The organism is Teichococcus deserti (assembly GCF_001982615.1).
GTDB classification, from domain to species: domain Bacteria; phylum Pseudomonadota; class Alphaproteobacteria; order Acetobacterales; family Acetobacteraceae; genus Pseudoroseomonas; species Pseudoroseomonas deserti.
Map to the genome: position 1 here is coordinate 1 of NZ_MLCO01000106.1, position 25,215 is coordinate 25,215.

At 71.6% G+C, this 25,215-nt stretch carries 22 protein-coding genes and 1 pseudogene; 12 read left to right on the forward strand and 11 right to left on the reverse strand.

From position 1 onward, the window contains the following. Positions 1 to 181: 181 nt before the first annotated feature. Entirely contained in the window at positions 182 to 1,201 is a 1,020-nt protein-coding gene (locus BKE38_RS12895) for an oxidoreductase (protein WP_076957722.1), read from the reverse strand. Between the two features lie 576 nt (positions 1,202 to 1,777). Between BKE38_RS12895 and BKE38_RS12900 the strand changes: the two genes are divergently transcribed. The 5 genes and pseudogenes from BKE38_RS12900 to BKE38_RS32040 all read left to right on the forward strand — a co-directional run bounded on the left by BKE38_RS12900 (position 1,778) and on the right by BKE38_RS32040 (position 6,992). Then, positions 1,778 to 3,361 carry an ABC transporter substrate-binding protein gene (locus tag BKE38_RS12900; RefSeq protein ID WP_076957723.1) on the forward strand — a complete coding sequence of 528 codons (1,584 nt, stop codon included), beginning with the start codon at positions 1,778 to 1,780 and terminating at the stop codon, positions 3,359 to 3,361. Between the two features lie 33 nt (positions 3,362 to 3,394). Beyond that, positions 3,395 to 4,486, forward strand: coding sequence for an LLM class flavin-dependent oxidoreductase (locus BKE38_RS12905; protein ID WP_076957724.1), 1,092 nt, complete (start codon positions 3,395 to 3,397; stop codon positions 4,484 to 4,486). A gap of 307 nt (positions 4,487 to 4,793) precedes the next feature. Then, a pseudogene (locus BKE38_RS12910) lies at positions 4,794 to 5,499 on the forward strand (IS5 family transposase). 637 nt (positions 5,500 to 6,136) lie between these two features. Beyond that, positions 6,137 to 6,607, forward strand: a complete 471-nt coding sequence (locus BKE38_RS12920) for a hypothetical protein (RefSeq protein ID WP_076957726.1) — start codon at positions 6,137 to 6,139, stop codon at positions 6,605 to 6,607. A gap of 241 nt (positions 6,608 to 6,848) precedes the next feature. After that, positions 6,849 to 6,992, forward strand: coding sequence for a hypothetical protein (locus BKE38_RS32040; protein WP_165694176.1), 144 nt, complete (start codon positions 6,849 to 6,851; stop codon positions 6,990 to 6,992). 143 nt (positions 6,993 to 7,135) lie between these two features. Here BKE38_RS32040 and BKE38_RS12925 read toward each other — a convergent pair whose 3' ends face one another. Next, positions 7,136 to 7,963 carry an SDR family oxidoreductase gene (locus BKE38_RS12925; protein WP_076957727.1) on the reverse strand — a complete coding sequence of 276 codons (828 nt, stop codon included), beginning with the start codon at positions 7,961 to 7,963 and terminating at the stop codon, positions 7,136 to 7,138. Positions 7,964 to 8,075: 112 nt separating this feature from the next. On the opposite strand from BKE38_RS12925, the gene BKE38_RS12930 reads away from it, so the two are divergent. Further along, on the forward strand, positions 8,076 to 8,966 hold the full coding sequence (locus tag BKE38_RS12930; RefSeq protein ID WP_367595749.1) for a LysR family transcriptional regulator: 891 nt from the start codon (positions 8,076 to 8,078) through the stop codon (positions 8,964 to 8,966). Here BKE38_RS12930 and BKE38_RS12935 read toward each other — a convergent pair. Then, entirely contained in the window at positions 8,963 to 9,544 is a 582-nt protein-coding gene (locus tag BKE38_RS12935) for an HD domain-containing protein (RefSeq protein ID WP_076957729.1), read from the reverse strand. The two genes, BKE38_RS12930 and BKE38_RS12935, sit on opposite strands and share 4 nt — an antisense overlap. 5 nt (positions 9,545 to 9,549) lie before the next feature. Then, entirely contained in the window at positions 9,550 to 10,245 is a 696-nt protein-coding gene (locus BKE38_RS31485; RefSeq protein ID WP_076957730.1) for a FadR/GntR family transcriptional regulator, read from the reverse strand. 148 nt (positions 10,246 to 10,393) lie between these two features. Here BKE38_RS31485 and BKE38_RS12945 point away from each other — a divergent pair, with 148 nt between their 5' ends. Both BKE38_RS12945 and BKE38_RS12950 read left to right on the forward strand, forming a co-directional pair. After that, positions 10,394 to 11,368, forward strand: a complete 975-nt coding sequence (locus tag BKE38_RS12945) for a Bug family tripartite tricarboxylate transporter substrate binding protein (protein ID WP_076957731.1) — start codon at positions 10,394 to 10,396, stop codon at positions 11,366 to 11,368. Positions 11,369 to 11,379: 11 nt separating this feature from the next. Further along, the gene (locus BKE38_RS12950; protein WP_076957732.1) at positions 11,380 to 12,585 is read left to right on the forward strand and encodes a mandelate racemase/muconate lactonizing enzyme family protein; all 1,206 of its coding nucleotides are present in this window, start codon (positions 11,380 to 11,382) and stop codon (positions 12,583 to 12,585) included. Position 12,586: 1 nt separating this feature from the next. Here the strand turns inward: BKE38_RS12950 and BKE38_RS12955 are convergent, their stop codons facing one another. The 5 genes from BKE38_RS12955 to BKE38_RS12975 form a co-directional block, all read right to left on the reverse strand. Then, positions 12,587 to 13,573, reverse strand: a complete 987-nt coding sequence (locus BKE38_RS12955; RefSeq protein WP_076957733.1) for a Bug family tripartite tricarboxylate transporter substrate binding protein — start codon at positions 13,571 to 13,573, stop codon at positions 12,587 to 12,589. A 107-nt stretch (positions 13,574 to 13,680) separates the two neighbouring features. Beyond that, a complete protein-coding gene (locus BKE38_RS12960) occupies positions 13,681 to 14,787 on the reverse strand; it encodes a Kelch repeat-containing protein (RefSeq protein WP_076957734.1) in 1,107 nt (368 codons plus the stop codon). A 34-nt stretch (positions 14,788 to 14,821) separates the two neighbouring features. Further along, positions 14,822 to 16,984: an HWE histidine kinase domain-containing protein gene (locus BKE38_RS12965; RefSeq protein WP_131829585.1), complete on the reverse strand. Its 2,163-nt coding sequence runs from the start codon at positions 16,982 to 16,984 to the stop codon at positions 14,822 to 14,824. Between the two features lie 198 nt (positions 16,985 to 17,182). After that, positions 17,183 to 18,232 (reverse strand): lipoate-protein ligase LplAB, encoded by a 1,050-nt coding sequence (locus BKE38_RS12970; protein ID WP_076957736.1) that lies wholly within the window; start codon positions 18,230 to 18,232, stop codon positions 17,183 to 17,185. After that, the gene (locus BKE38_RS12975) at positions 18,232 to 19,167 is read right to left on the reverse strand and encodes a LysR family transcriptional regulator (protein ID WP_076957737.1); all 936 of its coding nucleotides are present in this window, start codon (positions 19,165 to 19,167) and stop codon (positions 18,232 to 18,234) included. Before BKE38_RS12975 ends, BKE38_RS12970 begins: the two co-directional genes overlap by 1 nt. A 74-nt stretch (positions 19,168 to 19,241) precedes the next feature. Here BKE38_RS12975 and BKE38_RS12980 point away from each other — a divergent pair, with 74 nt between their 5' ends. From BKE38_RS12980 to BKE38_RS12995, 4 genes are all read left to right on the forward strand, one after another. Next, complete coding sequence (locus BKE38_RS12980; protein ID WP_076957738.1) at positions 19,242 to 19,904, forward strand: 4-hydroxythreonine-4-phosphate dehydrogenase; 663 nt, start codon at positions 19,242 to 19,244, stop codon at positions 19,902 to 19,904. Between the two features lie 25 nt (positions 19,905 to 19,929). Next, the gene (gene pip, locus BKE38_RS12985; protein WP_242662340.1) at positions 19,930 to 20,874 is read left to right on the forward strand and encodes a prolyl aminopeptidase; all 945 of its coding nucleotides are present in this window, start codon (positions 19,930 to 19,932) and stop codon (positions 20,872 to 20,874) included. Between the two features lie 104 nt (positions 20,875 to 20,978). After that, positions 20,979 to 21,569 (forward strand): YceI family protein, encoded by a 591-nt coding sequence (locus BKE38_RS12990; protein WP_076957739.1) that lies wholly within the window; start codon positions 20,979 to 20,981, stop codon positions 21,567 to 21,569. After that, the gene (locus BKE38_RS12995) at positions 21,559 to 22,098 is read left to right on the forward strand and encodes a cytochrome b (RefSeq protein WP_076957740.1); all 540 of its coding nucleotides are present in this window, start codon (positions 21,559 to 21,561) and stop codon (positions 22,096 to 22,098) included. Before BKE38_RS12990 ends, BKE38_RS12995 begins: the two co-directional genes overlap by 11 nt. Here BKE38_RS12995 and BKE38_RS13000 read toward each other — a convergent pair. Beyond that, positions 22,095 to 23,594: a M81 family metallopeptidase gene (locus BKE38_RS13000; protein WP_076957741.1), complete on the reverse strand. Its 1,500-nt coding sequence runs from the start codon at positions 23,592 to 23,594 to the stop codon at positions 22,095 to 22,097. The genes BKE38_RS12995 and BKE38_RS13000 overlap by 4 nt on opposite strands. 13 nt (positions 23,595 to 23,607) lie before the next feature. After that, positions 23,608 to 25,197, reverse strand: a complete 1,590-nt coding sequence (locus BKE38_RS13005; protein WP_076957742.1) for an ABC transporter substrate-binding protein — start codon at positions 25,195 to 25,197, stop codon at positions 23,608 to 23,610. Positions 25,198 to 25,215: the final 18 nt, after the last annotated feature.

Here is a 25,215-nt window from a genome sequence, read left to right on the forward strand (position 1 = left end):
GCCACCAGCACCACCGCGCCGACGATGCGCTGGCGCGCCAGCGCGCCGTCGATCGCCGCGTCCAGCCGGGCCTCCAGGCTGGACTGCGCCGCCGCCGGCACGGCCGCCACGGCCAGTGCGACGACGACGGCAAGAAAACTGGCCCGCATGCTCGATCCCGATCCCGATGACGGGCGGCAGGCTAGACGACGGGCAGGGGGTCTGCCCAGCGCGGCGCCGCTGGCGACGCGCGGACCGCGATGGCCGGCAGGCGCGGCGCAGTGCCGGGCAGCGGCGGCAGCGCCACCAGATCGGCCTGGGCGCGGCACAGCGCGGCGATCCCGGCCTCCTCGCCCGCCGCGGCATGGCCGAGCAGCAGCGCACCGCCATAGGCGCGGCGCAGCAGCGCCAGGTCGCGCGCCGGCGCCGCGGCCCGTGCCAGATGCAGCCAGGCCAGGCCATGGGCGCCGGCCAGCCGCGCCGCGCGCAAAGCGGGCGCGGGGTCTTCCGCGTCCAGCGGCGCGCGGATGGCGATGCGCAGGCCGATGCGCCCCGGCTCCCAGGCGGCGGACAGCGCGGCGAGCAGCTCGGCCAGGAAACGCAGCCGGCGTTCCGCATCGCCGCCATAGGAGTCGACGCGGCGGTTGCTGTCGGGGTCGAAGAACTGCTCGACCAGGCCATGGCCCGAGGCGTCGAGCTCCACCGCGTCGAAGCCGGCGGCGCGGGCGCGGCGGGCGGCGCGGACGAAGTCCTCGATGACGCCGGGGATCTCCTCCGTCGCCAGGGCGCGCGGCACCGGCAGCGGGCGGGGTCCAAGCGGCGTCGCAATCTCGCCCGGGCCGGCGAGGGCGGAGGGCGCCACCGGCCAGCTGCCGCCCAGCTGCACCGCGCGGTGCGAGCGCCGCCCGGCATGCCAGAGCCGCAGCGCGATGCGCCCGCCGGCCTGGTGCACGGCCGCGGCGATCCCGCCCCATCCCTCGGCCTGGGCCGCGTTGCGCAGCCCGGGCGAGAAGGCGCGGTCGGCACCCTGCGGCGTCACCCAGCAGCGCTCGGTGACCACCAGCCCGGCGGCGGCCTGGGCGGCATAGAGCGCGGCGCTGCGCGGATGCGGCAACCCGCCATAGCGCTGCCCGCCGAGCGGGGCCGGGGAGGCGACCAGCCGGTTGGCCAGCGCCAGCGCGCCGACAGCGAGGGAAGGGCGGGCGGGGTCGATGCCCTGCATGGCGAGGAACTCCTCGAAGGCGGAGACGGCGCGCGGCGCCGCATCGCGCAGCGGGGAGGGCGGCAGCGGCGGGCCGGCGAGAGCGGTGTGTCGGGGAGCGCCGCGGGCAGAAAGCCGCGGCGGGTCGTCAGGGACGACAGCGTGTCCGGGTCATGCGCAGGGCCTTTCCTGAGCGGGGGTGCCGCGGGCCGGCAGGCAGAGCCGGCATCCTCGGAACCCATTTCAACGATCTCCATGCGGGAGTTAATAAAGAACGATTTGATTTCGGGCATAAGGCAGCTCGCCGGTGGGATGACCCCTTCCCGGCGGTCATCGAGCCTGTCGCAGAGGGCGGACATCCCGCACCGAAGGCGCTTCTTTCGAAACCGCCGCGGCGGCATGTCCGACAGAGAATTCCTTGACCATTCCTCAAGGACGTCCGCATCGGCCCCGCCATCCGTCCCGCTGCCCAGGCCAGCGACTTCGTTTTCACTTTATATCACAGCATAATAGTGGATTATGTTTTGCACGAATCGGAGTCGCGTAAAGTGACGCCACCCCGCGAGGCCCGCGCCTCCCGCTGCACGGACGAGAACCATGAACCGTCGCCACTTCCTGGCCGCCTCCGCGGCTTCCACCGCCAGCCTGCTGGCCCGTCCGTCGCTCGCCCAGGACAGCCGCGCCCGCGAGCTGCGCTTCGTGCCGCAGGCCAATCTGAGCTCGATCGACCCGATCTGGACCACGGCGCATATCGCCCGCAACCATGGCTACCTGGTCTATGACACGCTCTACGCCATCGACCGGACCTTCGCGGTGCATCCGCAGATGGCGGCCGGCCATGTCGTGGAGGATGACGGCCGCCGCTGGACCATCACCCTGCGCGACCATCTGCGCTTCCATGATGGCGAGCCGGTGCGCGCCCGCGATGCCGTCGCCAGCATCCGCCGCTGGGCGCAGCGCGTCGCCTATGGGCAGAAGCTGCTGAGCCTGACGGAGGAGCTGTCGGCGCTCGACGACCGCCGCCTCCAGTTCCGGCTGAAGCAGCCTTTCCCGCTGCTGCCGGCGGCGCTGGCGCTGGCCGGGCAGCCGCCCTTCATCATGCCGGAGCGCGTGGCGCAGACCGACGCCTTCCGCCAGATCACCGAGGCCACCGGCTCCGGCCCCTATCGCTTCGTGACGGGCGAATACGTCTCCGGCGACCGCGCGGTCTATGCGCGGCACGACGGCTACGTGCCGCGCCCGGACACCGCCGCCGACTTCCTGGCCGGCGCCAAGCGCGCGCATTTCGAGCGCATCGAATGGCGCATCATCGCTGACAGCGGCACCGCCGCCGCGGCGCTGCAGGCCGGCGAGGTCGACTGGTTCGAGCAGCCGGATGCCGACCTGTCGCTGTTCCTGTCGCGCAGCCGCGGCGTCCGGGTCGAGGTCCTGGACCCCGCCGGCAGCAACGGCTTCCTGCGGCTGAACCACCTCCAGGCGCCCTTCGACGACAAGCGGGCGCGCCAGGCCGTGCTGCTCGCCGCCCGCCAGGAGGATTTCCTGATCTCCAACTACGGCACCGATCCGGCGTTCTGGCAGACGGGGACGGGCGTCTTCACGCCGGGCACGCCGATGGCGAGTGATGCCGGGCTGGACTGGGTGAAGGGCGGGCAACTCGACCGCGCCCGCGCGCTGCTGGCGGAGGCGGGCAGGGGATCGGCACCGGCCCGCGTGCTCGGCGCCACCGACATCCCGGCCATCGCCGCGGTCGCGCCGGTCGCCGCCGACCTGCTGAACCGCGTCGGCTTCGAGGTCGATTTCGCGCAATCCGACTGGGGCACGCTGCTGCAGCGCCGCACCTCGCGCGAGCCGCTGGAAAAAGGCGGCTGGTCCGCCTTCATCAGCGGCTTTTCGGCTTACGACTTCGCCGATCCCGCCACGCATCCGCTGCTGCGCGGCAATGGGCTCGACGGCTATCTCGGCTGGCCGACGGCGCCCGCCTTGGAAGCGCTGCGCGACCGCTGGTTCACCGCGCCCGACGAGGCCGGCCGCCGCGGCATCGCCGCCGAGATCCAGCGCCTGGCGCTGGAGGAGGTGATCTACGTCCCCACCGGCACCGGCCGTCCGCGCACCGCCTTGCGCGCCGATCTGCGCGACCGCGTCGCCGGCTTCCCGCTGTTCTGGAACCTGCGGCGCGCCTGACGCGCCGCCCGCCTCATGAGAGGGATCCGCTGCATGAGCCTGCACATCACCGGCATGATCTGGGCCCGGCCGACCTCCGATCTCGATCCGCAGAGCGGCGAGGCCTTCCAGCCCGACCACATCGCCGAGCTCACCCTGGCGCATGAGGCGGGCGGCTTCGACCGCGTGCTCGCCGGCTACTGGACCAATGCCGCCGACGGCTTCCTGGTGCTGGCGCATGCGGCGGCGGTGGCCAAGAAGATCGGCTTCCTCATCGCGCACCGGCCGGGCTTCGTGGCGCCGACGCTGGCAGCGCGCAAGCTGGCGACGCTGGACCAGCTGACCGGCGGGCGGCTGGCGCTGCATGTCATCTCGGGCGGCGAGGATGCCGACCAGCGCAAGGATGGCGACTATGCCGACCATGCGGCGCGCTATCGCCGCACCGATGAATTTCTTTCGGTCCTGCGTCGGACCTGGACAGCGGACGCGCCCTTCGACCACCAGGGCGAGTTCTACCGCGCGCAACAGGTCTGGTCCGATATCCGGCCCCGCCAGCCGGGCGGCATCCCGATCTTCTTCGGCGGCGCCTCGCCGGCGGCGATCGGCGTCGCCGGGCGCCACGCCGATGTCTATGCGCTGTTCGGCGAACCCCTGGCCGACACCGCTGGCGTGCTGCAGCGGGTGCGCGAGGGGGCGGCATCCGGGCGCGACATCGCCTTCTCCTGGTCGAACCGCCCGATCATCGCGGCGACCGAGAAGCAGGCCTGGGAGAAGGCGCATGCCATCCGCGAGCGCGCGCTGGCCAAGCAGCAGACGCAGGGCACGGCCGGCATCCAGGCCGGCCAGGCGGTGAACTCGCAGCGGCTGGTCGGGCTGGCGCAGCGCGGCGAGCTGCTGGACGAGCGGCTGTGGACGGCGATGGCCGGCGTGCTGGGCGGCCGCGGCAATTCCACCGCGCTGGTCGGCACCGCCGAGCAGGTGGCGCGCGCCATGCTGCGCTACCGGAAGATCGGCGTGTCGCATTACATCCTGCGCGGCTGGGATCCGCTGCCTGATGCCGTGCAATATGGCGCCGAGCTGATCCCGCTGCTGCGCGAGCTGGCCGCGGCGGAGGATGTCGGGCGGGTCAGTGTCGCGGCAGCCTGATTTTCCATAATGTCTATTATATGTGAAACTCGGTCATTCACAAAAGGCCCTTCCCGGTCAACGCGCGACGGCTCAAAGGCTTGGCTATGATGCGTTTCAGGCCGGACCTACACGACATCTCGGAGCGGCCTGGGCATCTTCGCCTTTGAGCAAGCGGGGTGCCGCTCGACTCCTTTCCTGCGGGCGACTTCGCTGCAGGTCCAGCCGCGTCTGGATGGCCATGCTACGCCGGCGCGGAATTGGTTTGTGAGGATTAGCCAAGATCAGCCTGGTCTGATTCAAGCTTCCCCGAAGGGGAGAGGCTTGGGTGAGGAAGCTGTACTGGCTGGACGACGAGGCCTGGGTCGGATCGAGCCGCACTTGCCGCGGGGCCGTCGCGGCGCGCATCGCCTGGACGATCGCCGGGTGATCTCGGGGATCGTCTACCTGCTTCAGTCTGGGGCACGCTGGCGCGATTGCCGCCTGACTATGGCCCCTACACGACGATCTATGCTCGCTTCCATCGCTGGAGCCGCCAGGGCATCTGGCACGGCCTTTTCGAAGCCCGCACCGGCCAGAGTGGCGTTTACTCGAGCGCTGCCATCGACAGCACTTCCGTCAAGGTGCATCGCTCGGCCGCCGGGGCAAAAGGGGGGCCTTCGCCCAAGCGACAGGCCGCGCCCGCGGAGGGCGGGCGACCGAGATCCACGGGCTGGTGGATGATCGCGGCCAGCCTCGCGTACTGCTCGCTCCAGGCAACACCAACGACATCACCATGGCGCATGCCTTGATCAGGGCAGCCGGTCCCATCAGGCGTCTGCTCGCTGACCGTGGCTAGGATGCCAACGACCACAACCTCCTGCCAGCGGCCCATCGACGACGACACCGTCGCCTGCCGAGACCGCCATCGCGTCGAACGCCTCCGGGCACGCCCCAAGGACGTCCGAAGGGTCGCAACCCGCCACGACAAGCTCGTCAGCAATGTCCTCTCATCAGTCCTCATCGCCGCCACCATCGCCTGCTGGGTCCATTGAGTCCGGACCCTTGGGCCCTGCCCTCCACCCGGAACCCGACTTCACAAACGCAGAGGTTCAACCGCTGAAAAAATAGCGATTTAGATAGACAGTTTCCCAGAACAAGCCAACAACCAGCCGGAAACCTCCAACCTTCTTGTTCCCTTTACGTTCTCTATGCTATTCGGGGCCTAGGGGCCGCTTCAGGGGTGAAGCAAGGACGATGACATGGACCTCGACGCAGCCCGCCTGCCTCGTGCACGGCATGAAGTGCTGGGAACGCACCTCTCCTTCTGGAGGAACCGGGTTGTGCGATCCCGATGCAGCCACCTGGGGCGTCCGCCCCATCGGACAATCGCGGTCGCTGACATCGCGGACAGCCGCGGTGACGTGACGCTTGGGTGCATGGCCGAGGGTACTCGCTACAGCGCCTGTGGAGCCACGGCCAGCGTCGTCGGCTTGGTCCTCCGATCGACTGTCGGCGACATCATCCAGCCGGTCCGTGGCCACGCCCAGCTCTGATGCCTGGCTCTGGCTGGCCGAATCCGATCGATCCGCTGTCCCACCTGGCCGCCTTCGCCGCGGCGTGCGGGCCACCGGCGACCATGCAGGCCGACGGTGGCCGATCTCCCCTCACCTCCTCCACCAGGCTGACGCCATGACCATTGATCGCCCGATCGACCAAGACACTCTCTACCGCATGCGAGAGATCATCCGGATCCGCCTGACCATGGAGGGCCGGACCATCGAGGTGGCCTGCGCTGAAGCACGCGGCTTCGGCGGAGCCAGGCACCCGAACGCACTGGCGGAGATTGAGGCTGCCATCACCTCGATCCTTCAGGATCTCGGGGCGCTCGAGCCGGCTCCCCCTACCGCTTCCGGCAAGGATGGTGTCACAATGGTCGCCGTCGAATGGTCGGCGCTGACCGAAGCCCTTTCCTACGCCATGCGCTTCGACGAGCGCGGCAAGCGGCGGTCGACGGCATCCGAGTTCATGGCTGCGATGGCCGCCGGCGAAATGACCCGACGGATCGAGGCGACAGGCTTCGTGCTGATGCGGCGACCGAGGCAGGTCGAGGACGTCCCGTGGAAGTACGACGTCCCTGGCGTGTCGAACCGCGTAAAGTGACCCCTCCCCCATGGCCCGCAACCTCTCCAAAGCCCAGAGGAAGCAACGCCGGCTTGCTGAGCATCTGACCGTTTGGCGAGGCTGGCTTCTTTACGGTCGGTGTGGTGGGCCCGGTGAGCACCGGCGCCATCCGCTGGCCGTTGACGACCTGCTCGCCCTGCCCAATCCACCACTGACTGTCGGTGACGCTCTCAACCGAATGCGCTGCGGGATTTGTGGCTGCAGTCCTGGTGCTGCAAGCATGAGGAAGACGGCCACCAGCCTGGTCTGGGTCGCGATCATCTATCCCAGGGAGATCGAGCCGCTGGATGAGCACGGCGGGCATGAAAGGCTGGAGTGGTGGGGCCGCTATTCCGGCGGCGGTGGGAAGCGGGCCGGAGGTTAGCGACGTGTGCGCCGCCATTCCCAAGGTGGCTGCCGCTCCGCTTCCGGCAGGCGCCGCCCTCCGCGGCGGCCAGCTGCGCAGGGCGGCAGCATCGGCGCCACGGCCTCGCCTGCGGCGCCGGAATGCCGGACAGTGCTGAAGACCTAGGCGTCGCGGCTGTCGGCGCCGGCAGCGATGGCGGCCTGCGCCTCGAGCTCGGCCAGGCGGGCGTGCAGCGCGGCGCCGATGCTGGCATGCGCCTGGCTGCCCAGCACCAGCCGCTTCGGCAGTTTTTTGTCGGTCATCGTCGACAGGATCGCGGCGACCGACCGGGCCACGTCGCCGCGGATCGGAAACTGCTGCTCGGCCAGGGCGCGCGCCAGCTGACCGACCACCGTGTCGGCATAGGGACCGGTGCTATCGACCAGGTCGAGCGCCGCGCCGAAGCCGGTGCGGGTCGGGCCAGGCTCGACCAGCATCATCTCGATGCCAAAGGAGGCAACCTCCTGCGCCACGGCCTCGACGAAGCCTTCGATGCCCCACTTTGTCGCGTGGTAGAGCGAGAAGCCGGGATAGGCGATCTGCCCGCCCTCCGAGGACAGCTGCAGCAGCCGCCCGCCGCCCTGCGCGCGCAGCCCCGGCAGCGCCGCCCGGATCAGCGCGATCGAGCCCAGCAGGTTTGTCTCCATCTGCCGCCGGATCTTTTCCTCAGGCAGCAGCTCGGCGGGACCGAAGAGGCCATAGGCGGCGTTGCTGACGACCACATCGACCCGGCCGGCGGCGAAGACCGCCGACACCACCCGCGGAACGGCCTCGGCATCGGTGACGTCCAGCGTGACGACGGCCAGGCGGCCAGGGTGGCGCTCGGCCAGGGCGTCCAGCGCGCCGGGCCGGCGAAGCGTCGCGGTGACGCGGTCGCCGCGCGCCAGCAGCTGCGCGGTGAGCTCGTAGCCGAAGCCGGCGGAGGCGCCGGTGATGAACCAGTGCTGCATGTCTTCCAATTCCCCATCAGGTCTGGGCCCTATCTGGCGGCATGCGGCAGGCAGCACTATGCGGCCAATACGGCATGCATTATCCCGTTCTGGCCATGAATGGGGGCGTGCCGTGGGACCGAAGCTGGCCGACCTGACCGCCTTCGCCGCGGTCGCGCAGCAGCGCAGCTTCCGCAAGGCGGCGGATGCGCTGGGCATGGCGCCTTCCTCGCTCAGCCATGCCATCGCCGGGCTGGAGCGGCAGCTCGGCCTGCGGCTGTTCCACCGCACCACCCGCAGCGTCGCCCTGACCGAGGCTGGGGAGCAGCTGCATTCCCGCCTCAGCCCGCTGCTGCAGGGGCTGGAGGAGGCGGTGCAGGAGGTCTCCGGCCTCGGCAGCGCGCCGCAGGGCATCCTGCGCATCAATGCGCCCGAGGCCGGCGCCCGGCGTCTGCTGCGCCGCGTGGTGCCGCGGTTCCGCGCCGACTTCCCCGGCGTGGTGCTGGACCTGGTGGTGGAGGGACGGCTGGTCGATATCGTCGCCGAGGGCTTCGATGCCGGCATCCGCCTGGGCGAGGCGCTGCCGCAGGACATGATCGCCCGGCCCCTCGGCCCCGAGGAACGTTTCTTGACGATGGCCAGCCCGGGATACCTGGCGGCGCGCGGCCGGCCGGAGACGCCGGACGCGTTGGCGGCGCATGATTGCATCGGCCACCGCATGCCCAGCGGCAAGCTCTATCGCTGGGAATTCGAGCGCCATGCCCAGGAGCGCATCGTCACCATCGAGAGCGGGCTGATCCTGAACCATCCGGGGCTGATGCTGGAGGCGGCGCTGGCCGGGCTGGGCATCGCCTATCTGCCGGAAAGCCTGGCGCGGCCGCATCTGGACAGCGGCGCGCTGGAAGCCGTGCTGGCGGAATGGTGCCCGAGCATCCCGGGGCTGTTTCTCTACTATCCCGGGCACCGCCATGTGCCGGCGACGCTGCGCGCCTTCCTCGACACGATGAAGCGCTGCGGCGATTAGCCCAGCGCGTCGATCGCCCGCCGCAGGTTGTCCCGCGCGACCGCTTCCGCCTCGGGCCCGAGCGCATCGCTGAAGAAGATCCGTTCGCGCGTTAGGAATGTCTGCAGCACGGCGCGACGGCCGGCGCGGTAGTCCGCCTCCGGCACATGCGCATATTCGCGGCGGATGGCGGCGTCATATTCAGCGAAAGCCGCCGCATCGCTGGCCAGGATCGCCAGGTCCAGGTCGAGGAACAGCGCGGCATCGGCGACCAGCGCGGCATCTTCCGTCACGGGAAGACGATGCGTCTCGGTCGCCAGGATCAGCGTTTCGGCGCGGTCCAGCAGCGCCGCGTCGAAGTGACCGGCCAGGAGACGCCGCATCAGCGCGGCACTTTGCGCCTCGTTGTCCCGCGCGCGCGGGTCATAGACGGCATCGTGGAACAGGATGGCGAGCTCGAAGGCGACCGGGTCACTCGGCGCCAGCGATGCCGCCCGCGAAAGCATCCCGGCAATATGCGGCCAGGCGTGATAGGCGCGGCCGGGCTCGGCGTAGCGGGCGCGCAGCTCGGCCAGGATCGCGTCGGGGATAACGGACACCGAAACTAACCTCCGAACAGGCGGCGGATGCCATTCTGCAGATGCTGCTCCATCGCGGCGCGGGCGGCTTCGGCGGCGCCGCGCAGGATCGCCTCGGCGATGCGGCCATGCTCGCGGCGCATCGTGGCGAAGCGGTCGGCATCGGGCATCGGCGCCAGCTCCCGCGTCAGGCGGATGCCGAAGCGGGTCTGCTCCACCAGCGACCGCATCACCGCCTGGTAGAAACGGTTGCCGCTGGCCTCGGCGACGGCCTGGTGGAACAGGACATCGGCCTCGATCGAGGGGCGGCCGGAGCGGGTCTCGGCCTCCAGCGCCGCGCGCGCCTCGGCCAGGCGGGCCAGCGCCACGGGATCGGCGCGGCGGGCGGCCTCGGCGGCCATGGCGCTTTCCAGCCCGCAGCGGAATTCCAGGAAGGCGCGGACATCGGGGATGTTGCCCAGCGGCCCGAACTGGATCGGCGGCAGCTCGGGGGGCGCCAGCGCGCGGATGTAGCTGCCGGAGCCCTTGCGGGATTCCAGCCGGCCCTCGGCGCGCAGCCGGGCCAGGGCCTGGCGCAGCACCGGGCGGGAGACGGCGAAACGTTCGGCCAGGGCGTTCTCGCCGGGCAGGCGGGTGCCCTCCGGCAAGGCCTCGGCGCGCAGCCAGGCGACCAGCCGGTCATAGACGGTGTCGCTCAGCGCGGGGGCCAGGTCGGGCTGCATGGGTTGGTTATGCGGCGTCGCCACCCCACTCCGCAACATGTAAAAACCTGTATTGGAATCAGGCCTTCGCGAGAATCTGTTTGACAAATCCCGGCCCCGGCCGAAGCTGCGCCGCAACCCCGAGCAACGGGGAGCGAGGAGAGACGCCATGCCCGAGCCCCGCCGCGGCCCTGTCGCCGCCATCCTGGCCGCAGCCCTCAGCCTGGTCGCGGCCCCTGCCCTGGCGCAGATGCCAGAGCGGCCGGTGCGCATCGTCGTGCCCTTCGCCCCCGGCGGCACCAGCGACATCGTCGCTCGCCTGCTGGCGCAAGGCGCGCAGGCCCATCTGCCGGCCGGCGCGGTGGTGGAGAACAAGCCGGGCGCCGCCGGCAATATCGGCACCGCCGAGGTCGCCCGCGCCCAGCCCGACGGCACCACGCTGGTGCAATGCACGATCGGCACCTGCGCGGCCAATCCGGCGCTGTACCGCAACCCGGGCTACGACCTGGACCGCAGCTTTCTTCCGGTTATCCTGACCGGGGCGGTGCGCAACGTGATGGCGGTGCGCCCGGGCCTGCCGGCACGGGATCTTGCCGGCGTCATCGAACTTGCCAAGAAGCCGGACGGGCTGAGCTTCGGCTCGTCGGGCGTCGGCGCCTCGAACCACCTGACGCCGGAGCTGCTGCGCGGGCGGCTCGGGCTGACATGGGTGCATGTGCCCTATCGCGGCAGCGGCCCGGCCATCACCGACCTGGTCGGCGGGCGGATCGACGTCTTCTTCGACAACCTGCCCTCGATCCTGCCGCATATCCGCTCGGGCGCGGTGCGCGCCGTCGCCGCCGTCTCCGAGCAGCGCATCCCCGAGCTGCCGGAGGTGCCGACCTTCGCCGAGGCCGGCATCCCCGGCATCGTCATCGACAGCTGGTTCGGCTTCATGGCGCCCTCCGGCACGCCGCCGGCGACCATCGCCCGGCTGAACGCCGCCTTCAACAAGGCGCTCGAGGACCCGGTGATCCGCCGCCGGCTGGAAGAGGCCGCGGTGGTGCCGCTGGGCGGCTCGCCGGAGCGCATGGCCGAGCATATCCGCCGCGAATCCGCCCGCTGGGGCGAGGTGATCCGCGCCAACAACATCAGCGGCGAGTGACGGGAAAAAGCATGTCGACAATCAAGGGCCTGCGCACGCTGCGCATCGCCGAGCGGCCGAACCTGATCTGGCTGGAGCTCGAGACCGACGAAGGCCTGACCGGCCTGGGCGAAAGCTTCCGGGGCGCCGAGGCGGTGGAGGCGGTGCTGCATGAGCAGGTCGCGCCCTGGCTGCTCGGCCGCGACGCGCGGCGGATCGAGGCGGTGTCGCGGCATCTGATGACGCCCTATCTGGGCTTCCACAGCGCCGGCGCCGAGATCCGCGCCGCCAGCGCCGTGGACCTGGCGCTGTGGGACCTGGCCGGCCAGCGCCACGGCATCCCGGTGCACGAGGCGCTGGGCGGCGCCTGCCGGACGGAAATCCGCGCCTACAACACCTGCGCCGGCTATGCCTACAACACCAGCGGCGTGGCGCGGCGCGACATCGGCGCCGGCGATGCGGCGATCGGCCCCTATGACGACCAGGTGGCCTTCATGCGCGATGCCGGGGCGCTGGCCGAGAGCCTTCTGTCGGAAGGCTATGCGGCGATGAAGATCTGGCCCTTCGACGTGCATGCGCCGGCCTCGGGCGGCCACCTGATCACGCTGGAGCAGCTGAAGATCGGGCTGGAGCCGTTCCGAAAGATCCGCGCCGCCGTCGGCGACAAGATAGAAATCATGTGCGAGCTGCACAGCCTCTGGGGCGCCCAGGCGGCGGAGCGGATCTGCCGCGGGCTGGAGGACTACGGCGTCTTCTGGGCGGAGGATCCGCTGAACAAGATGGACGATGCCGGGGCGCTGGCGGCGCTGCGCCGCAAGACCGCGACGCCGATTTGCGGCAGCGAGACGCTGGCCGGCACCGTCCCCTTCCGGCAGCTGCTGGCGGCGGATGCGATCGATGTCGTCATGCTCGACCTCGCCTGGTGCGGCGGGCTGACCGAGGGCCGCAAGATCGCGGCGCTCGCCGAAAGCCATGCCAGGCCGCTGGCGCCGCATGACTGCACCGGGCCGGTGACGCTGATGGCCGGGCTGCACCTGGCGCTGCATGCGCCGACCGCCATCTTCCAGGAGGTGGTGCGGGCGACCTTGGCCACCTGGTATCGCGACCTGGTCACCGATCTGCCGGTGATCCAGATGGGCATGGTGCAGGCGCCGACCGCGCCGGGACTGGGCACCGCGCTGTCGCCGGCGCTCAGGGCGCGGCCCGACCTGAAGGTCAGGGAGAGCCGCGCCAGCTAGATCAAGGCTGCAGCTGCACCCCAGTCCGCGCCACCACGGCGCGGAACTTTTCCACCTCGCGCACCATGAAGGCGCGGGCATCGGCCGGGGTGTTGGGCTGCTGCCACGGCGCGACGCCGGTATTGACCAGCTTGTCGCGCAGCGTCGTCTCGGCCAGCGAGTCCTGGATGGCGCGGTTCAGCACGGCGACGATCTCGGCCGGCATGTCGGCCGGGCCCAGGATGACGTTCCAGGTCTGCAGGTCGAAGCCGGGCACGCCGCTTTCCGCCAGCGTCGGGATATTCGGGAAGGTCGGAAAACGCTCCGGCCCGGTCAGCGCCACGCCGCGCACCAGCCCGTCGCGGATCTGCGCCGCCGCCGAGGCCAGCACCGCGACGCCGAACTGCCCCTGCCCCTGATGCACCGCCTGCACCTGCTGCCCGCCCGAGCGATAGGCGACATGGACCCAGCGCGTGTTCAGCATCGAGGCCAGCATCTCGGTCGCCAGGTGGTTCGGCGTGCCGGCGCCGGAGGAGGCATAGGCGTACTTATCGGCCGGCGCGTTGCGCATCAGCTCGGTGAACTGCGCCGCCGTGCGCACGGGGAAGTCGTTGTTGGCGATCAGCACCAGCGGTCCCGTTCCCACCACGGCGATATGGGAGAAATCTTCCACCGGGCGATAGCGGGTGCCGCCGATCAGCGCGCTGGGGGCGATGCCATGCGAGCCGCTTTCCACCAGCATGATGGTGTAGCCGTCGGCCGCCTGGCGGCGCAGCCACTCGCTGGCCACCACCCCGGCGGCGCCGGCGCGGTTCTCCACCACGATGCGGCCGTTGGGCAGATGCGCCTGCATGCGGTCGGCCAGCAGCCGCGCCGCGATGTCGGTCGAGCCGCCCGGGGCATAGCCGGTGATCAGGGTGATCGGCCGGTCGGGAAAGGCAGCCCAGGCGCTGGTGGCGGCCAGCAAGGGGACACAGGTCAGCAACGCCCGCAGCAGCGGCTTCAACATCGTCGAACCTCCCTTTTCGTTCAGTCGTGCCGGCCTCGTTGGGCCGGCACCGGCGGGAGGATAGACCGGGGCCGAGGCCGGCGTCGCGGTTTCGTTGCGATCCTGCCTCAGCCCGGCAGGAAGGCCTCATGGGTCGAGGTCTGGATGCCGCCGCCCACCACCGGCCCACCGCCGGCGACATGGATGCGATCCCCCAGCGCGACGGCGCCCAAGCCATGGCGGGGGGTGGGCATCGGCGCATGGCTCTGCCAGGTGTCGGTGGCGGGGTCGTAGCTTTCCATCTGGCCATGCACGGTGCCGGTCAGCACGCCGCCCTCGAAGCGGCCGGTCTCGCCGCCCATGGCCCAGAAGCGGTCCTTCAGCAGCACCAGCCCATGGCCGGAGCGGGTGGTGGGCAGCGGCGCCCGCTCCAGCCACAGGTCGCGGGCCGGATCATAGAAGTGGTGCAGCGCGGTGTTGTATTCGAAGGTGTTGAAGCGGCCGCCGACCACATGGATGCCGCCGCCATAGGCCACGACGCCGGCATGGTCGCGCGCCCCGGGCAGCGGGCGGCGCTGCGCCCAGCGGTCGGCCTGCGGGTCGTAGACCTCGTGCCAGGCGATGCTGGCGCGCTCGCCGGCGGGGTCGGTGGCGCCGCCGATCAGATGCACCTGGCCGCCGAGGATGGCGATGGCCGCCGCCCCGCGCGCCCGCGGCAGCGGCGCGATCGCCGTCCAGCGGTCGGCGGCGACATCGTACAAGAAAGCGCCGTCATGCGCGGCGCGGTTCTGCTCGGTGAAGCCGCCAAGAGCAAAGATCCTGCCGGCATCGGCGGCGACGGCCACGTGGTTGGCGCCGCGCGGCAACGGGGCCAGCAGGCTCCAGCGGTCGGCGGCCGGGTCATAGACATGGTGGTAGGGGCGGTCGACCCGCTGCTCGGCATAGCCGCCGAGGATATGCATGCGGCCTTCCCAGGCCGTGGCCCAGGCCATCTCGCTGCGCGGCATTGGCAGCGGCGCGCGGGCCTCCCAGCGGCCGGGCGGGCCGGCGGGGGCCGTGCTGGCCACCGCGCGCTGCGCCATCTGCGCCGGGGTCAGGCTCACCGGCCCTTGCCCGCGCAGTGGCGCCATCTGTTCGGGCGGCACCGGCATGCCATGATGCGGGTGCTGGGCGCGGACCAGGCCGGGCGCGGCCAGCGTCGCCGCCGCTCCGGTCAGCATCAGCCGACGTCGCATCGTCTCCGTCCCCTCCTGGAACGGCGGAAGAGTGTCAGACGCGGGGGCGGCCTTGCAAGGCCAGGACGCGGCCCAGCGCGGTCTGCAGCTCGCGCGGGTCGACCGGCTTGCGCAGCATGCCGGCGGCGAGCGCCAGCCGCTCCTCCGGCAGCTCGGCATAGCCGGTCAGGTAGATCACCGGCACGCCGCGCCCGGCCAGCAGCTCGGCCACGGGGAAGCTGTCGCGGCCGTTCAGGTTGACGTCGACCAGCGCCAGGTCGAAGGGCTCGGCCGCCTCCAGCACCCGCTTCAGCGCCGCGTCCAGGCCTGTCGCCGGGCCGACCACCCGACAGCCGAACTGCACCAGCATGGCGGTCAGCGCGGCGCCGATCATCGGCTCGTCCTCCACCACCAGGATGCGGGCGCCCTGCAGCACGGCGCCGCGGCCGGCCGCCGGTGGTGGCGCCGCGCGCAGGGTGGCGCCCGGCTCGGCGGACTGCCAGGGCAGCTCGAAGCGACTGGCCGGCAGGGTGACGCGGGTGGTCAGGCCCGCCGGCTCCCAGGCATGGCTGATCTGTCCCTCCAGCTGGTCGGTCACCGCGGAATCGATGACCCGCCGGCCGAGGCCTTTCCGCGCCGGCGCGCCGGCCAGCGGCGGTCCGCCGCGCTCCTGCCAGGTCAGCAGCAGCGTGCCCTCGGGCTGCGGCGCCCAGCGCAGGGTGACGGCCCCGCCGGGCCGCGACAGGGCGCCATGCGCGACCGCATTGACCGCGAGCTCATGCAGCGCGACCGCCAGCGGCTGCACCGCTGTCGGCGCCAGCAGCACCGAAGGCCCGGCCAGGTCGATGGCGGCCTCGGGCCCACAGACGGACAGCTCGCCCAGCGCCAGGTCGCGCAGCGAGACCTGGCCCCAGCCTTCGCGCGCCAGCAGCTGGTGGGCGCGGGCCAGGGCGGCGATGCGGCCGTCGACGGCGATGGCGAAGCGCTCGGGATCCTGCTTCGGCGTCAGCCGGATGATCGCCTGGATGGTGAAGAGGACGTTCTTGGCACGGTGGTCGATCTCGCGGGAGAGCTGGTGCAGCCGCTCCTCCGCCTGCTGCCGGGCGGTGACGTCATGCACCACCCCCATGAAGCGGCCCTGCGCCCCGTCGCCGGTCAGCGAGCCATAGGCCTCGAGCCAGCGCGGCTCGCCGTCGCGGCGCAGGATGCGGTGCAGGCTGCGGAACCGGGCGCCGTTGCGATGCGCGCCGAACCAGCCTTCCTTCACCGCCGCCAGGTCCTTGGGATGCACCAGGGCCAGCCAGTCCTCGACATGGCCGAGCAGGGCCGGGGTCTGCGGCAGGCCCAGCAGGTCGAAGAGCCGCGGCGTCCAGCGCATCTCGCCGCTGCCGATGTCGAGGTCCCAGCTGGCCATGCCGGCGCCTTCCAGGGCCAGCTGCAGCTTGGCCTCGGCGGCCTTCAGCGCGGCCTCGGCGGCGCGCAGCCGGGTCAGGTCGCGGAAGCGCACCGTCGCGCCCCCGGCGGTGGGTGCCAGGCCCAGCAGCACGTCGCCGCCGAAGGGCGCCAGCACCGCCTCCAGCCGCCGCGGCTGCCGCTGCGCCAGCACCTCCTTCAGCGCCTCCGACAGCGGCGAGTCCGCCAGCGACGGGAAGAGGGCGAAGAAGGGCTGGCCGGAGACCGCCTCGGCCGGACGCCGCCAGACGGCAAGCGCCGCGGGGTTGGCGAAGCGCAGCACGCCCTCGGCATCAAGGGCGAAGACGCCGTCATCCAGCCCTTCGAGCAGCGCGGCCTCGCGGCGCAGCTGGTCGACCAGGGCCTGGGCGGCGGTGACGGCGTCGATCATGCCGCGCGCCGCCTCGACCCTGGCGGGCGGCGCGGCGGGCGGCAGGGCCAGGGCTTCCGCCGCCGCTTCGGGGGGTGTTACCGGCGCGGAGGCGACGGCGCGGGGCTGGGCGCGGACATCGAGCAGCACCGCGGCCAGGCCGCCGGCGGCCATGGTCATCAGCCCGGTGAAGCCGGCATAGAGGAAGGGCCCGACGGCGCCGGCCAGCGCGGGCGCCGTCGCCACGCCGCGCGCCTGCAGCCCGAGCAGGAAGCCGGCGACCGCCCCCGGCGCCGCAGCGGCGGCCAATGTCGCCAGCAGCCGGCGGCGGCGCGCACGCAGCCGTGGCGCGGTCCGGTCAGCAAGCTCAGACGGCGTCTCGATCGGGCGCGGCATAGCGTTGCTCTTGGCGGTCTTTTTGCTTTCGCGCAACGCAAGCGGAGGCTTGAGAAAGGGCTTCCTGGGCCGCACGCGAGATCGTGATGATGCAATGCAGCATGATACCGCCGCCAGCCATGGCGGACACAACCGGGGATGGTGGCGGCAGGGCTTCACACAACGCCGGCGGCGCCTCCGCCGGCGTTGCCGCCTCCGTCAGGGGATATGGCGCAGCCAGGCCTCGGTGGAGAACTTCTTGGCGGCCAGCGCCTCGGCGGCGGCCTGCTCCTCCGGCGTGATGGCGCCGGCCACGCCGCCATGCAGGGCGACGAAGGTCTCGCGCATGCGGCGGATGATCTCCTGCCGCGGCAGGCCGGTCTGGCTCTTCAGCGGGTCGACCCGCTTCTGGGCGCTGGTGGTGCCCTTGTCGCTCAGCTTCTCGCGGCCGATGCGCAGCACCTTGACCATCTTCTCGGCGTCCATGTCATAGGCCATGGTCACGTGGTGCAGCACCGTGCCGCGCGAGAAGCGCTTCTGGGCGGCGCCGCCGATCTTCCCCTTGCTGCTGCTGATGTCGTTCAGCGGCTTGTAGAAGGCGTCGATGCCCAGCGAGATCAGCGCCTTCAGCACCCAGTCGTCGAGGAAGGCATAGCTGTCGGCGAAATTCATGTCGCGCACCAGTTCGCCGGGCGCATAGAGCGAATAGGTGACCGCGCTGCCGGGCTCGACCAGCATGGCGCCGCCGCCGGTGACCCGGCGCACCGTCTCGACGCCCATTTCCGCTGCCGCCTCCAGGTCGACCTCGTTGCGCAGCGACTGGAAGTTGCCGATGATGATCGCCGGCCGCTCCCATTCCCAGAAGCGGAGCGTCGGCGCGCGGCGGCCGGCGGCCACCTCCTGCGCCAGCACCTCGTCCAGCGCCAGGTGCATCGCCGGCGTCTGCGGCGGCGCCTCGATGATCTGCCATTCGAAGTCGCGCCAGGTCATGCTGCGGCCGAGCGCCCGGCGCACGGCGATGGCCACGGCCTCCGGGCTGAAGCCGATCATCGCGGCATCCGGCCGCAGGCCCCCGCGCACAGCGGCGGCGATGGCGGCGGCATCGGCGTCGGCGGAAAGCCCTTCCAGCGCGGCGCAGATATCGGCCAGCGCCTCCTCGGGCTCGAGGAAGAAGTCGCCGGCGACCTGGACCTCGGCGAGGCGGCCGTCGCGCTCCTCCAGGTCGACCACCACCAGCTTGCCGCCCGGCACCTTGTATTCGCCATGCATCACGCCGGTCCTCCTGCGTCCTTGTCGCCGGCAACCTGCGTCAGGGCCGGGGGAAAGGAAAGGGCCGCGATCTCCTGCAGCCAGCCGCAGAGCAGCGCCAGCGCCGGCGACATCTCTGTCTGGGGCCGGTCTCTCCGGGGCCGGATCAACCCGTAGCGGGTGCCGTCGGGGGCGAAGCCGCGGGGCGCCACCAGCCGGCCGGCGCGGAGCTCGTCGGCCACCATGGCCTCGGGCGCGAGCGCCACGCCCAGCCCGCCCAGCGCCGCCTCGACCATCAGGAAATGATGGTCGAAGACTTGTCGCGCGGCGGGGCGCGGGGCGGCGGAATGCGCCTCCAGCCAGGCGGTCCAGGCCTCCGGGCGGGTGCGGGCGCCGAGCGCGGCATAGGCGCCGGCCTCGAAGCGCGGCTGCATGGCCGGCAGCATCACCGGCCCGACGCGCTCCGGCATCAGCGGCAGGATCTGCCAGGCCGGATCGAGCGAAAAATCCAGGCGGCGGATGGCCAGCGCCGCGCCGCTGCGGGAGAAGTCGGGCAACCCGCCGCCGGTCGCCAGATGCACCTCGATCCCCGGATGGCGGTCGAGGAAATCCGACAGCCGCGGGATCAGCCAGCGCATGGCCAGCGACCGCTCGCAGGACAGCAGGATCGGCCCCTGCTCCGGCTGTTCCTTCAGTGTCCGCAGCGCGTCGCCGATCAGCGCGAAGGCCTGGGTGCTGGCACCGGCAAGAATCTCGCCCTCGGGGGTCAGGCGGATGCCGCGGCCGGCGGGCTGCAGCAGCCGGAGCCCCAGCACGGCCGAGAGCTTGGCAACGCGGCGACTGACGGCGCCATGGGTCAGCGACAGCGCCTCGGCCGCCGCCCGCACCGAGCCCAGCCGCGCCACGGTCTGGAAGGCGCGCAGGTCGTCGAGGGAGGGTATGTCGCCGCGGTCCATCGGTGATCTCCTATCACCGGTACCCGTCAGTTCAAATCGGCGGCGCACGCCGGACAGCGCGCTATGCTGGCGCGATGACCGACTTCATCTTCATGCTGACCCGCCAGGACCGCACCATCGCCGAGGCCGCCGGCCCCTGCGCCACGGCCCTGGCCTGCGGCGTGCGGCATATCGGCTTCAAGGATATCGGCCTGCCCTTCGCCGCGCTGCGCGACCTGGCGGCGCAGATCCGCGCCGGGGGCGCGACCAGCTATCTGGAGGTGGTCTCGCGCGACCCGGAGAGCGAGCGGCGCTCGATCGAGGCGGCGCGGGCGCTCGGCGTCGACGTGGTGCTGGGCGGCACCGGGGTCGCGGCGGCGGCGGCGCTGCTGGCCGGCAGCGGCCTCCGCTACATGCCCTTCCCGGGCCGGGTCGAGGGCCATCCCAGCCGGCTCGAAGGCTCGCTGGACGACATCGTCGCCAGCGCGGTGCAGCGGGCGGCGCATCCGGGCGTCGACGGGCTGGACCTGCTGGCCTGGCGCGCGACGGGCGACGTGCCGGCGCTGATCGCCGCCGTCTGCCGCGCGACCGCCAAGCCGGTGATCGTGGCCGGGTCGATCGACAGCCCGGCGCAGATCGCGGCGCTGCGTGCGGCGGGGGCGGCCGGCTTCACCATCGGCACCGCGGCGCTGGAGGGGCGCTTCCCGGCCGAGGGCCCCGGCCTGCCCGAGCAGCTGCGCGCCATCGCCGCCGCCTGACTCGGGTTCCACGCAGCGGCCGGCTATGCTGCGCCGCATGTTCCCGCCGATCGAACCACATGCCTCCGGCCAGCTCGCCCTCGGCGACGGCTTTCTCCTGTCCTGGGAAGCCTGCGGCAATCCCGCCGGACGCACAGCGCTGGTGCTGCATGGCGGGCCGGGTTCCGGGCGATCGGAGCGGGCGCGGCGCTGGTTCGACCCGGACCGCTTCCGCGTCATCCTGTTCGACCAGCGCGGCGCGGGGCGCAGCGCCGGGCCCGAGGATCTCGCCGCCAACACCACGCCGCATCTGATCGCCGATATCGAGGCGCTGCGCCGGCATCTGGACGTCGAGAACTGGCTGGTGCTCGGCGGCTCCTGGGGCGCGACCCTGGCCCTGGCCTATGCCCAGCAGCACCCCGAGCGGGTCACCGGCCTGGTGCTGCATGCGGTGGCCACCACCACGCGGCGCGAGATCGACTGGATCACCCGCGGCGTCGGCCGCCTCTTCCCGCGCGAATGGGAGCGTTTTGCCGCCGGCGTGCCGGCAGCCGAGCGCGAGGGCTGCCTGGCCGCCGCCTACAACCGCCGGCTGCTGCATCCCGACCCGGCGGTCCACCACCAGGCGGCGCGCGACTGGTGCGACTGGGAGGCCGCCATCCTCGACATCGGCCCCGGCAGCGCCGCGCAAAACCGTTTCGACGAGCCGGCCTTCCGCCTGCGCTTCGCCCGGCTGGTGACGCATTACTGGCGCCACGCCGCCTGGCTGGAGGAGGACGCGCTGCTCCAGGGCATGCCGAAGCTGGCGGGCATACCGGGGCAGCTGGTGCATGGGCGGCTGGACCTGGGCAGCCCGCTGGCCACCGCCTGGCAGCTGCACCGCGCCTGGCCGGGCAGCCGCCTGACCGTGGTCGAGCCCGCCGGCCATGACTCCCGCGACCCCGGCATGGCCGAGGCGATCTGCGCCGCGGTGGCCGCCCTGGCCGGGTGAATTCGCGGCCATCCAGGGCGCCCTGGCCTTCCCTGGCGCCGGCCGCCGCCCACCTGCCAGCAGAGCCGCCGCTTCCCGCGCCGGCCGAAGCAGGGGCGACTGGCATGGCTGGGATCGTGAAGGCCGCGGCATGGCTTGCCGTCGCCCTGCCGCTGCTGGCGGGGACGGCGCGGGCCGGCTCGGTCTATGACTTCGACCAGCGGCACGGGCGGGTGAATTTTTCCGTGGGCGTGCTGGGCATGTTCGACGTGAAGGGCAGCTTCGACCGCTTCATGGGGCGGCTCGACCTCGACCTGGCGCAGCCGGAGCGCAGCAGCGTTCGCGTCGACTTCCAGACCGGATCCGTCAGCCTGCCGGCGCCGGACCAGGTGGCGCTGATGCGCTCGGCCGACTACCTGGACGCGCCGCGGCATCCGGTGGGGCATTTTACCAGCACGGCGATCACCGCGCTGTCGCCGACGCATTACCGGCTGGAAGGCATCGTCGAGCTGCGCGGCGTGCGCCAGCCGCTGCAATTCGACGCCGAGCTGCGCGACCGCCATGTCGACGCGGCCCGCGGCATCGAGGTGGCCGACCTGGTGCTGAGCGGCGCCGTGCTGCGCTCGGCCTTCGGCATGGTGGCGGACCGGCCGCTGCTGTCGGACACGGTGCAGCTGTCGATCCTGATGCATCTGGAAGTGCCGCATGCCCCCTGAGGGCTGGAGCCGCGCCCAGCGCCGGCTGCATGGCGCCATCGCCGTCCTGGTGCTGGCGGCGCTGGCCATGGCGCCGGTGATGGTGGGGCTCGGCTACAGCCAGCTGCTTTTGAAGTTTCTTCTGTACCAGGCGCACAAGTCGGTCGGGCTGCTGGTGCTGCTGCTGGCGGCGGCGCTGCTGGCGCTCCATGCCGCGCGCGGCCGGCCGTCGCCCGACCCCGACCTGCCCGCCTGGCAGCGCCTGACAGCCCGGGCGATGCATGCGGCGCTGTTCGCGCTGCTGCTGGCCATGCCGGTGCTGGGCTATCTGACCGCGGCCTCGGCGCCGATCGCCATCCCGACCTTCTTCTTCGGCCTGGTCCCGGTGCCGCATCTGCTGGCGCCTGACGCGGCGCGCTTCGCCTGGCTGCGCGGGCTGCATGAATGGGCCGGCTGGTCGCTGGCGCTGCTGCTGGCCGGCCATGCCGGGATGGCGATCCGCCACCACCTTCAGGGCCGGGCGACCCTGCGGCGGATGTGGCGCGGCTAGCCCTTCCGTGTGGTCGCCGCGCGCGATCGATCCTGCTCGCTGAAGGGAAAGATCGACGCGCGGTCGAGCTGGCGATAGGGCAGCGTGGTCAGGTCGGCCGGGCCCCAGTCGGGGGTGTCGACGATGATGATGGCCTCGGCCAGCGGCTCGTAGACGGCGCGGAAATGCGTCTTCGAGCGCAGCACGATGATGCGGTAGTCCAGCGTGCGCAGGCCGAACTGGATGAACAGGTCCTCGTCCACGGTCAGCGTCGGCCGGCTGACCAGGCTGACCATCAACCCGCCGACATCGAGCACCGCGGCGACGCCCAGCTTGACCAGCCGCCCATGCATATAGGGGCCGGTGGTGTGGTATTCCTTCTCGCCGGCGAAGAGCACGCGGCCGGTGATGCGCACCGGCCCGCCGGCGCGCGGCGAGGAATGGCCGCCGACCTCCAGGGTGACGGTGGCGCCCTCCCCGGCGGCGGCGGCCTCGGCGGCGGCGCGGGCGTCCCAGATATAGGGCACAGCGGCGCCGGAGACGCCGCGTTCCAGCAGGGCGCGCAGCAGATAGGTGCTGTCGTTGCAGCGGTCGGCATGTTCCAGCAGCACGATCGGGCGGGTCGCCGTCTTCGCCAGTTCCACGGCGCGGTCGACGCCTTCCTCCATGCTGAGCACCAGCCCGTCATGCAGCAGGGCGTGCCGCGTGTCGTGGATGCGCTGGGTCAGTGTCGCGACGGCGCTTTCGGCCCGCGCGGCGTCATCCGAGACGGCCAGCACCGAGAAGCCGCCATTCGGCACGTCGGCATAGGAGAAGCCGGCGAAGACGGAGACGTCGAGATAGCCCGGCGCATCCTCCGCCATGGCGACGGAGTCCGAAACGATCTCGGCGAGCGGGGACAGGCCGGTGGCGCTGAAGATGCTGGGCACCATGACGCCGGGCTTGTCGAAGGCCATGACCGGCCGCAGCCCGTCCCGCAGCATGCGCATCAGGCAGCGCGCCGCCCGCGCGCCGGTCGCGCCGGTATCGGTATGCGGCGAATAGTGATAGCCGAAGATGGCGTCCGACAACTCGACCACGTGACGGTCGATATTGGCGTGGTAGTCGAGGCCGACGACGACGGGAATGTCGCGGCCGACCACGGCGCGCACCCGCTCGACGATCTCGCGGTCGGGGTCGAGGCGGGTCGGCGTGGTCATGGCGCCGTGCAGCGCCAGCAGCACGCCATCCACCGGCCCGGCCTGCTGCAATTCGGCGACGATGCGGTCGGCATAATGCAGGAAGGCTTCGTCGGAGGCCGGGCCGGCGGCGCCGCCATCGGCGAAGACGATCGGCAGGATCTCGGCGCCGGCGGCTTCCAGCACCTCGATGAAGCCGCCGCAGAGCGTGTTGGTGCCGCGGAAGCGGGCGAGCAGCTCCGGCCCGGCCGCCTCGATGGTCACGAATTCCTCCAGCGTGGTCAGCACCGAAAGGAAGCTGACCGATTCCTGCATGATGCCGCCGATGGCAATGCGCATGGGGGAGAGGCCTTCAGCTGCGGCGGATGTTCCAGGGGAAGGCGGCCGGGCCCGGCAGCACCCCGGTCAGGTCGGCGCGCAGCGCGGTCTTCTGCTGGTACTGGCCGAGCGGGATGACCGGCACCTGCTCGAAGGCCTCGCGCTGGATGGCGTCGAACAGGCGCTGCTGCTCGGCGTCGGTGGCGGCCTCCAGCCATTCGCGGGTCAGGCGCTCGATCGCCGGGCTGTCGAACCAGCCGAACCAGCCGGCGGCGCCCTGGCCGCGGATATTGGTGTTCAGCGCCGGATTGGCGATGGAGCTGCTCTTCCAGGTGGTGTGGAAGATGTTCCAGCCCCCCTTCTCCACCGGCTCGCGCGAGGTGCGGCGCTGCACGACCGAGCCCCAATCCATCACCTGCAGGTCGACATTCATGCCGAGCTTGCGCAGCAGCTCCGCCGTGACCTCGCCGAAGGGCGCGACCGAGGCCAGGTCGGTGGGGCTGAGGATGACCACCTTCTCGCCCTTGTAGCCGGCCTCCTTCACCGCCTGGCGGAGGCGGGCCATGTCCTTGACGCCGCTCATCGTGCCGCTGCCGGCATCGCGCACGAAGGGCAGGCCGGGCGGGAACATGCTGTAGGCATTGCTCCAGGCTTTCGCGTCGCCGCCGGTGATCAGCGCCATGTAGTCGCCCTGGATCACCGCCTGCAGCACGACGCGCTTCAGCGCCACATTGTTGAAGGGCGGCACCAGCGAGTTGAACCGCAGGAAGCCCATGAAGCCAAGCGGATCATAGGACTGCACGCGGACGCGGCGGTCGCGCTCCAGCAGCGGCGCCAGATCGGCATCGGCATATTCCCACCAATCGACCTCGCCGGTCTGCAGCGCATTGGCCGCCGTCGAGGAATCCGGGATGATCTTCCATTCCAGCCGCTCGAAATGCGCCTGCTTGCCGCCGCCGTTCAGCACCGCGGGCTCGGCGCGCGGGCGATAGCGGTCGAAGCGCGCATAGCTGACATGGGCGCCGGAGACGAACTCCTCCGCGACGAAGCGATAGGGCCCAGAGCCGATCATCTCGGCGATCGGCTTGTAGGGATCGGTCTTGGCCAGACGCTCCGGCATGATGAAGGCCGGGATCGGGCCGACGAAGGACAGCGCCGAGAGCAGCCGCGGGAATTTTCTCTTCAGGCGGATGACGATGTCGCGGTCGTTGGGCGATTCCCAGGCCTCGACCGCGGCGCCCAGCGTCTGGCCGAAGGTGTCGCGCTTCGCCCAGCGCGCCAGGCTGGCCGCGGCGTCCACCGCGCGCACCGGCGCGCCGTCATGGAAGAAAAGACCCTCGCGCAGGCGGATGGTCCAGCGCAGCCCGTCTTCCGACACCTCGTGGCCCTCGGCCATCTGCGGCGTCGGCTGGAACTTTTGGTCGACGCCATAGAGCGTGTCGAAGACGGCATAGCCGTGGTTCAGCGTGACGCCGGCCGTGGTCAGGATCGGGTCCAGCACGGCCAGATTGGCCTGCGGCACGAAGCGCAGCGTGCTGGCGCGACGGTCCTGCGCCAAGGCCGGCCGCGCGAGCGGCGCCAGCGGCAGCAGGGAGGCGGTGCGGAGAAGCTGGCGACGCTGCATCGGAGGCGCTCCTGGGAG

Excerpts from the sequence above, each read along its gene's own strand:
- BKE38_RS12920 (WP_076957726.1), top strand. The coding sequence starts at position 6,137 with ATGACCATTGATCGCCCGATCGACCAAGACACTCTCTACCGCATGCGA.
- BKE38_RS12970 (WP_076957736.1), bottom strand. The coding sequence starts at position 18,232 with ATGCATGGCGAATACAAGGTGCCGGGCGGCAAGCTGGTGGTGGTCGAC.
- BKE38_RS12990 (WP_076957739.1), top strand. The coding sequence starts at position 20,979 with ATGGCTGGGATCGTGAAGGCCGCGGCATGGCTTGCCGTCGCCCTGCCG.
- pip (WP_242662340.1), top strand. The coding sequence starts at position 19,930 with ATGCTGCGCCGCATGTTCCCGCCGATCGAACCACATGCCTCCGGCCAG.
- BKE38_RS31485 (WP_076957730.1), bottom strand. The coding sequence starts at position 10,245 with ATGCAGCCCGACCTGGCCCCCGCGCTGAGCGACACCGTCTATGACCGG.
- BKE38_RS12975 (WP_076957737.1), bottom strand. The coding sequence starts at position 19,167 with ATGGACCGCGGCGACATACCCTCCCTCGACGACCTGCGCGCCTTCCAG.
- BKE38_RS12955 (WP_076957733.1), bottom strand. The coding sequence starts at position 13,573 with ATGTTGAAGCCGCTGCTGCGGGCGTTGCTGACCTGTGTCCCCTTGCTG.
- BKE38_RS12905 (WP_076957724.1), top strand. The coding sequence starts at position 3,395 with ATGAGCCTGCACATCACCGGCATGATCTGGGCCCGGCCGACCTCCGAT.
- BKE38_RS13000 (WP_076957741.1), bottom strand. The coding sequence starts at position 23,594 with ATGCGCATTGCCATCGGCGGCATCATGCAGGAATCGGTCAGCTTCCTT.
- BKE38_RS12980 (WP_076957738.1), top strand. The coding sequence starts at position 19,242 with ATGACCGACTTCATCTTCATGCTGACCCGCCAGGACCGCACCATCGCC.
- BKE38_RS12925 (WP_076957727.1), bottom strand. The coding sequence starts at position 7,963 with ATGCAGCACTGGTTCATCACCGGCGCCTCCGCCGGCTTCGGCTACGAG.
- BKE38_RS12995 (WP_076957740.1), top strand. The coding sequence starts at position 21,559 with ATGCCCCCTGAGGGCTGGAGCCGCGCCCAGCGCCGGCTGCATGGCGCC.
- BKE38_RS12950 (WP_076957732.1), top strand. The coding sequence starts at position 11,380 with ATGTCGACAATCAAGGGCCTGCGCACGCTGCGCATCGCCGAGCGGCCG.
- BKE38_RS12960 (WP_076957734.1), bottom strand. The coding sequence starts at position 14,787 with ATGCGACGTCGGCTGATGCTGACCGGAGCGGCGGCGACGCTGGCCGCG.
- BKE38_RS12945 (WP_076957731.1), top strand. The coding sequence starts at position 10,394 with ATGCCCGAGCCCCGCCGCGGCCCTGTCGCCGCCATCCTGGCCGCAGCC.
- BKE38_RS32040 (WP_165694176.1), top strand. The coding sequence starts at position 6,849 with ATGAGGAAGACGGCCACCAGCCTGGTCTGGGTCGCGATCATCTATCCC.
- BKE38_RS13005 (WP_076957742.1), bottom strand. The coding sequence starts at position 25,197 with ATGCAGCGTCGCCAGCTTCTCCGCACCGCCTCCCTGCTGCCGCTGGCG.
- BKE38_RS12965 (WP_131829585.1), bottom strand. The coding sequence starts at position 16,984 with ATGCCGCGCCCGATCGAGACGCCGTCTGAGCTTGCTGACCGGACCGCG.
- BKE38_RS12900 (WP_076957723.1), top strand. The coding sequence starts at position 1,778 with ATGAACCGTCGCCACTTCCTGGCCGCCTCCGCGGCTTCCACCGCCAGC.
- BKE38_RS12895 (WP_076957722.1), bottom strand. The coding sequence starts at position 1,201 with ATGCAGGGCATCGACCCCGCCCGCCCTTCCCTCGCTGTCGGCGCGCTG.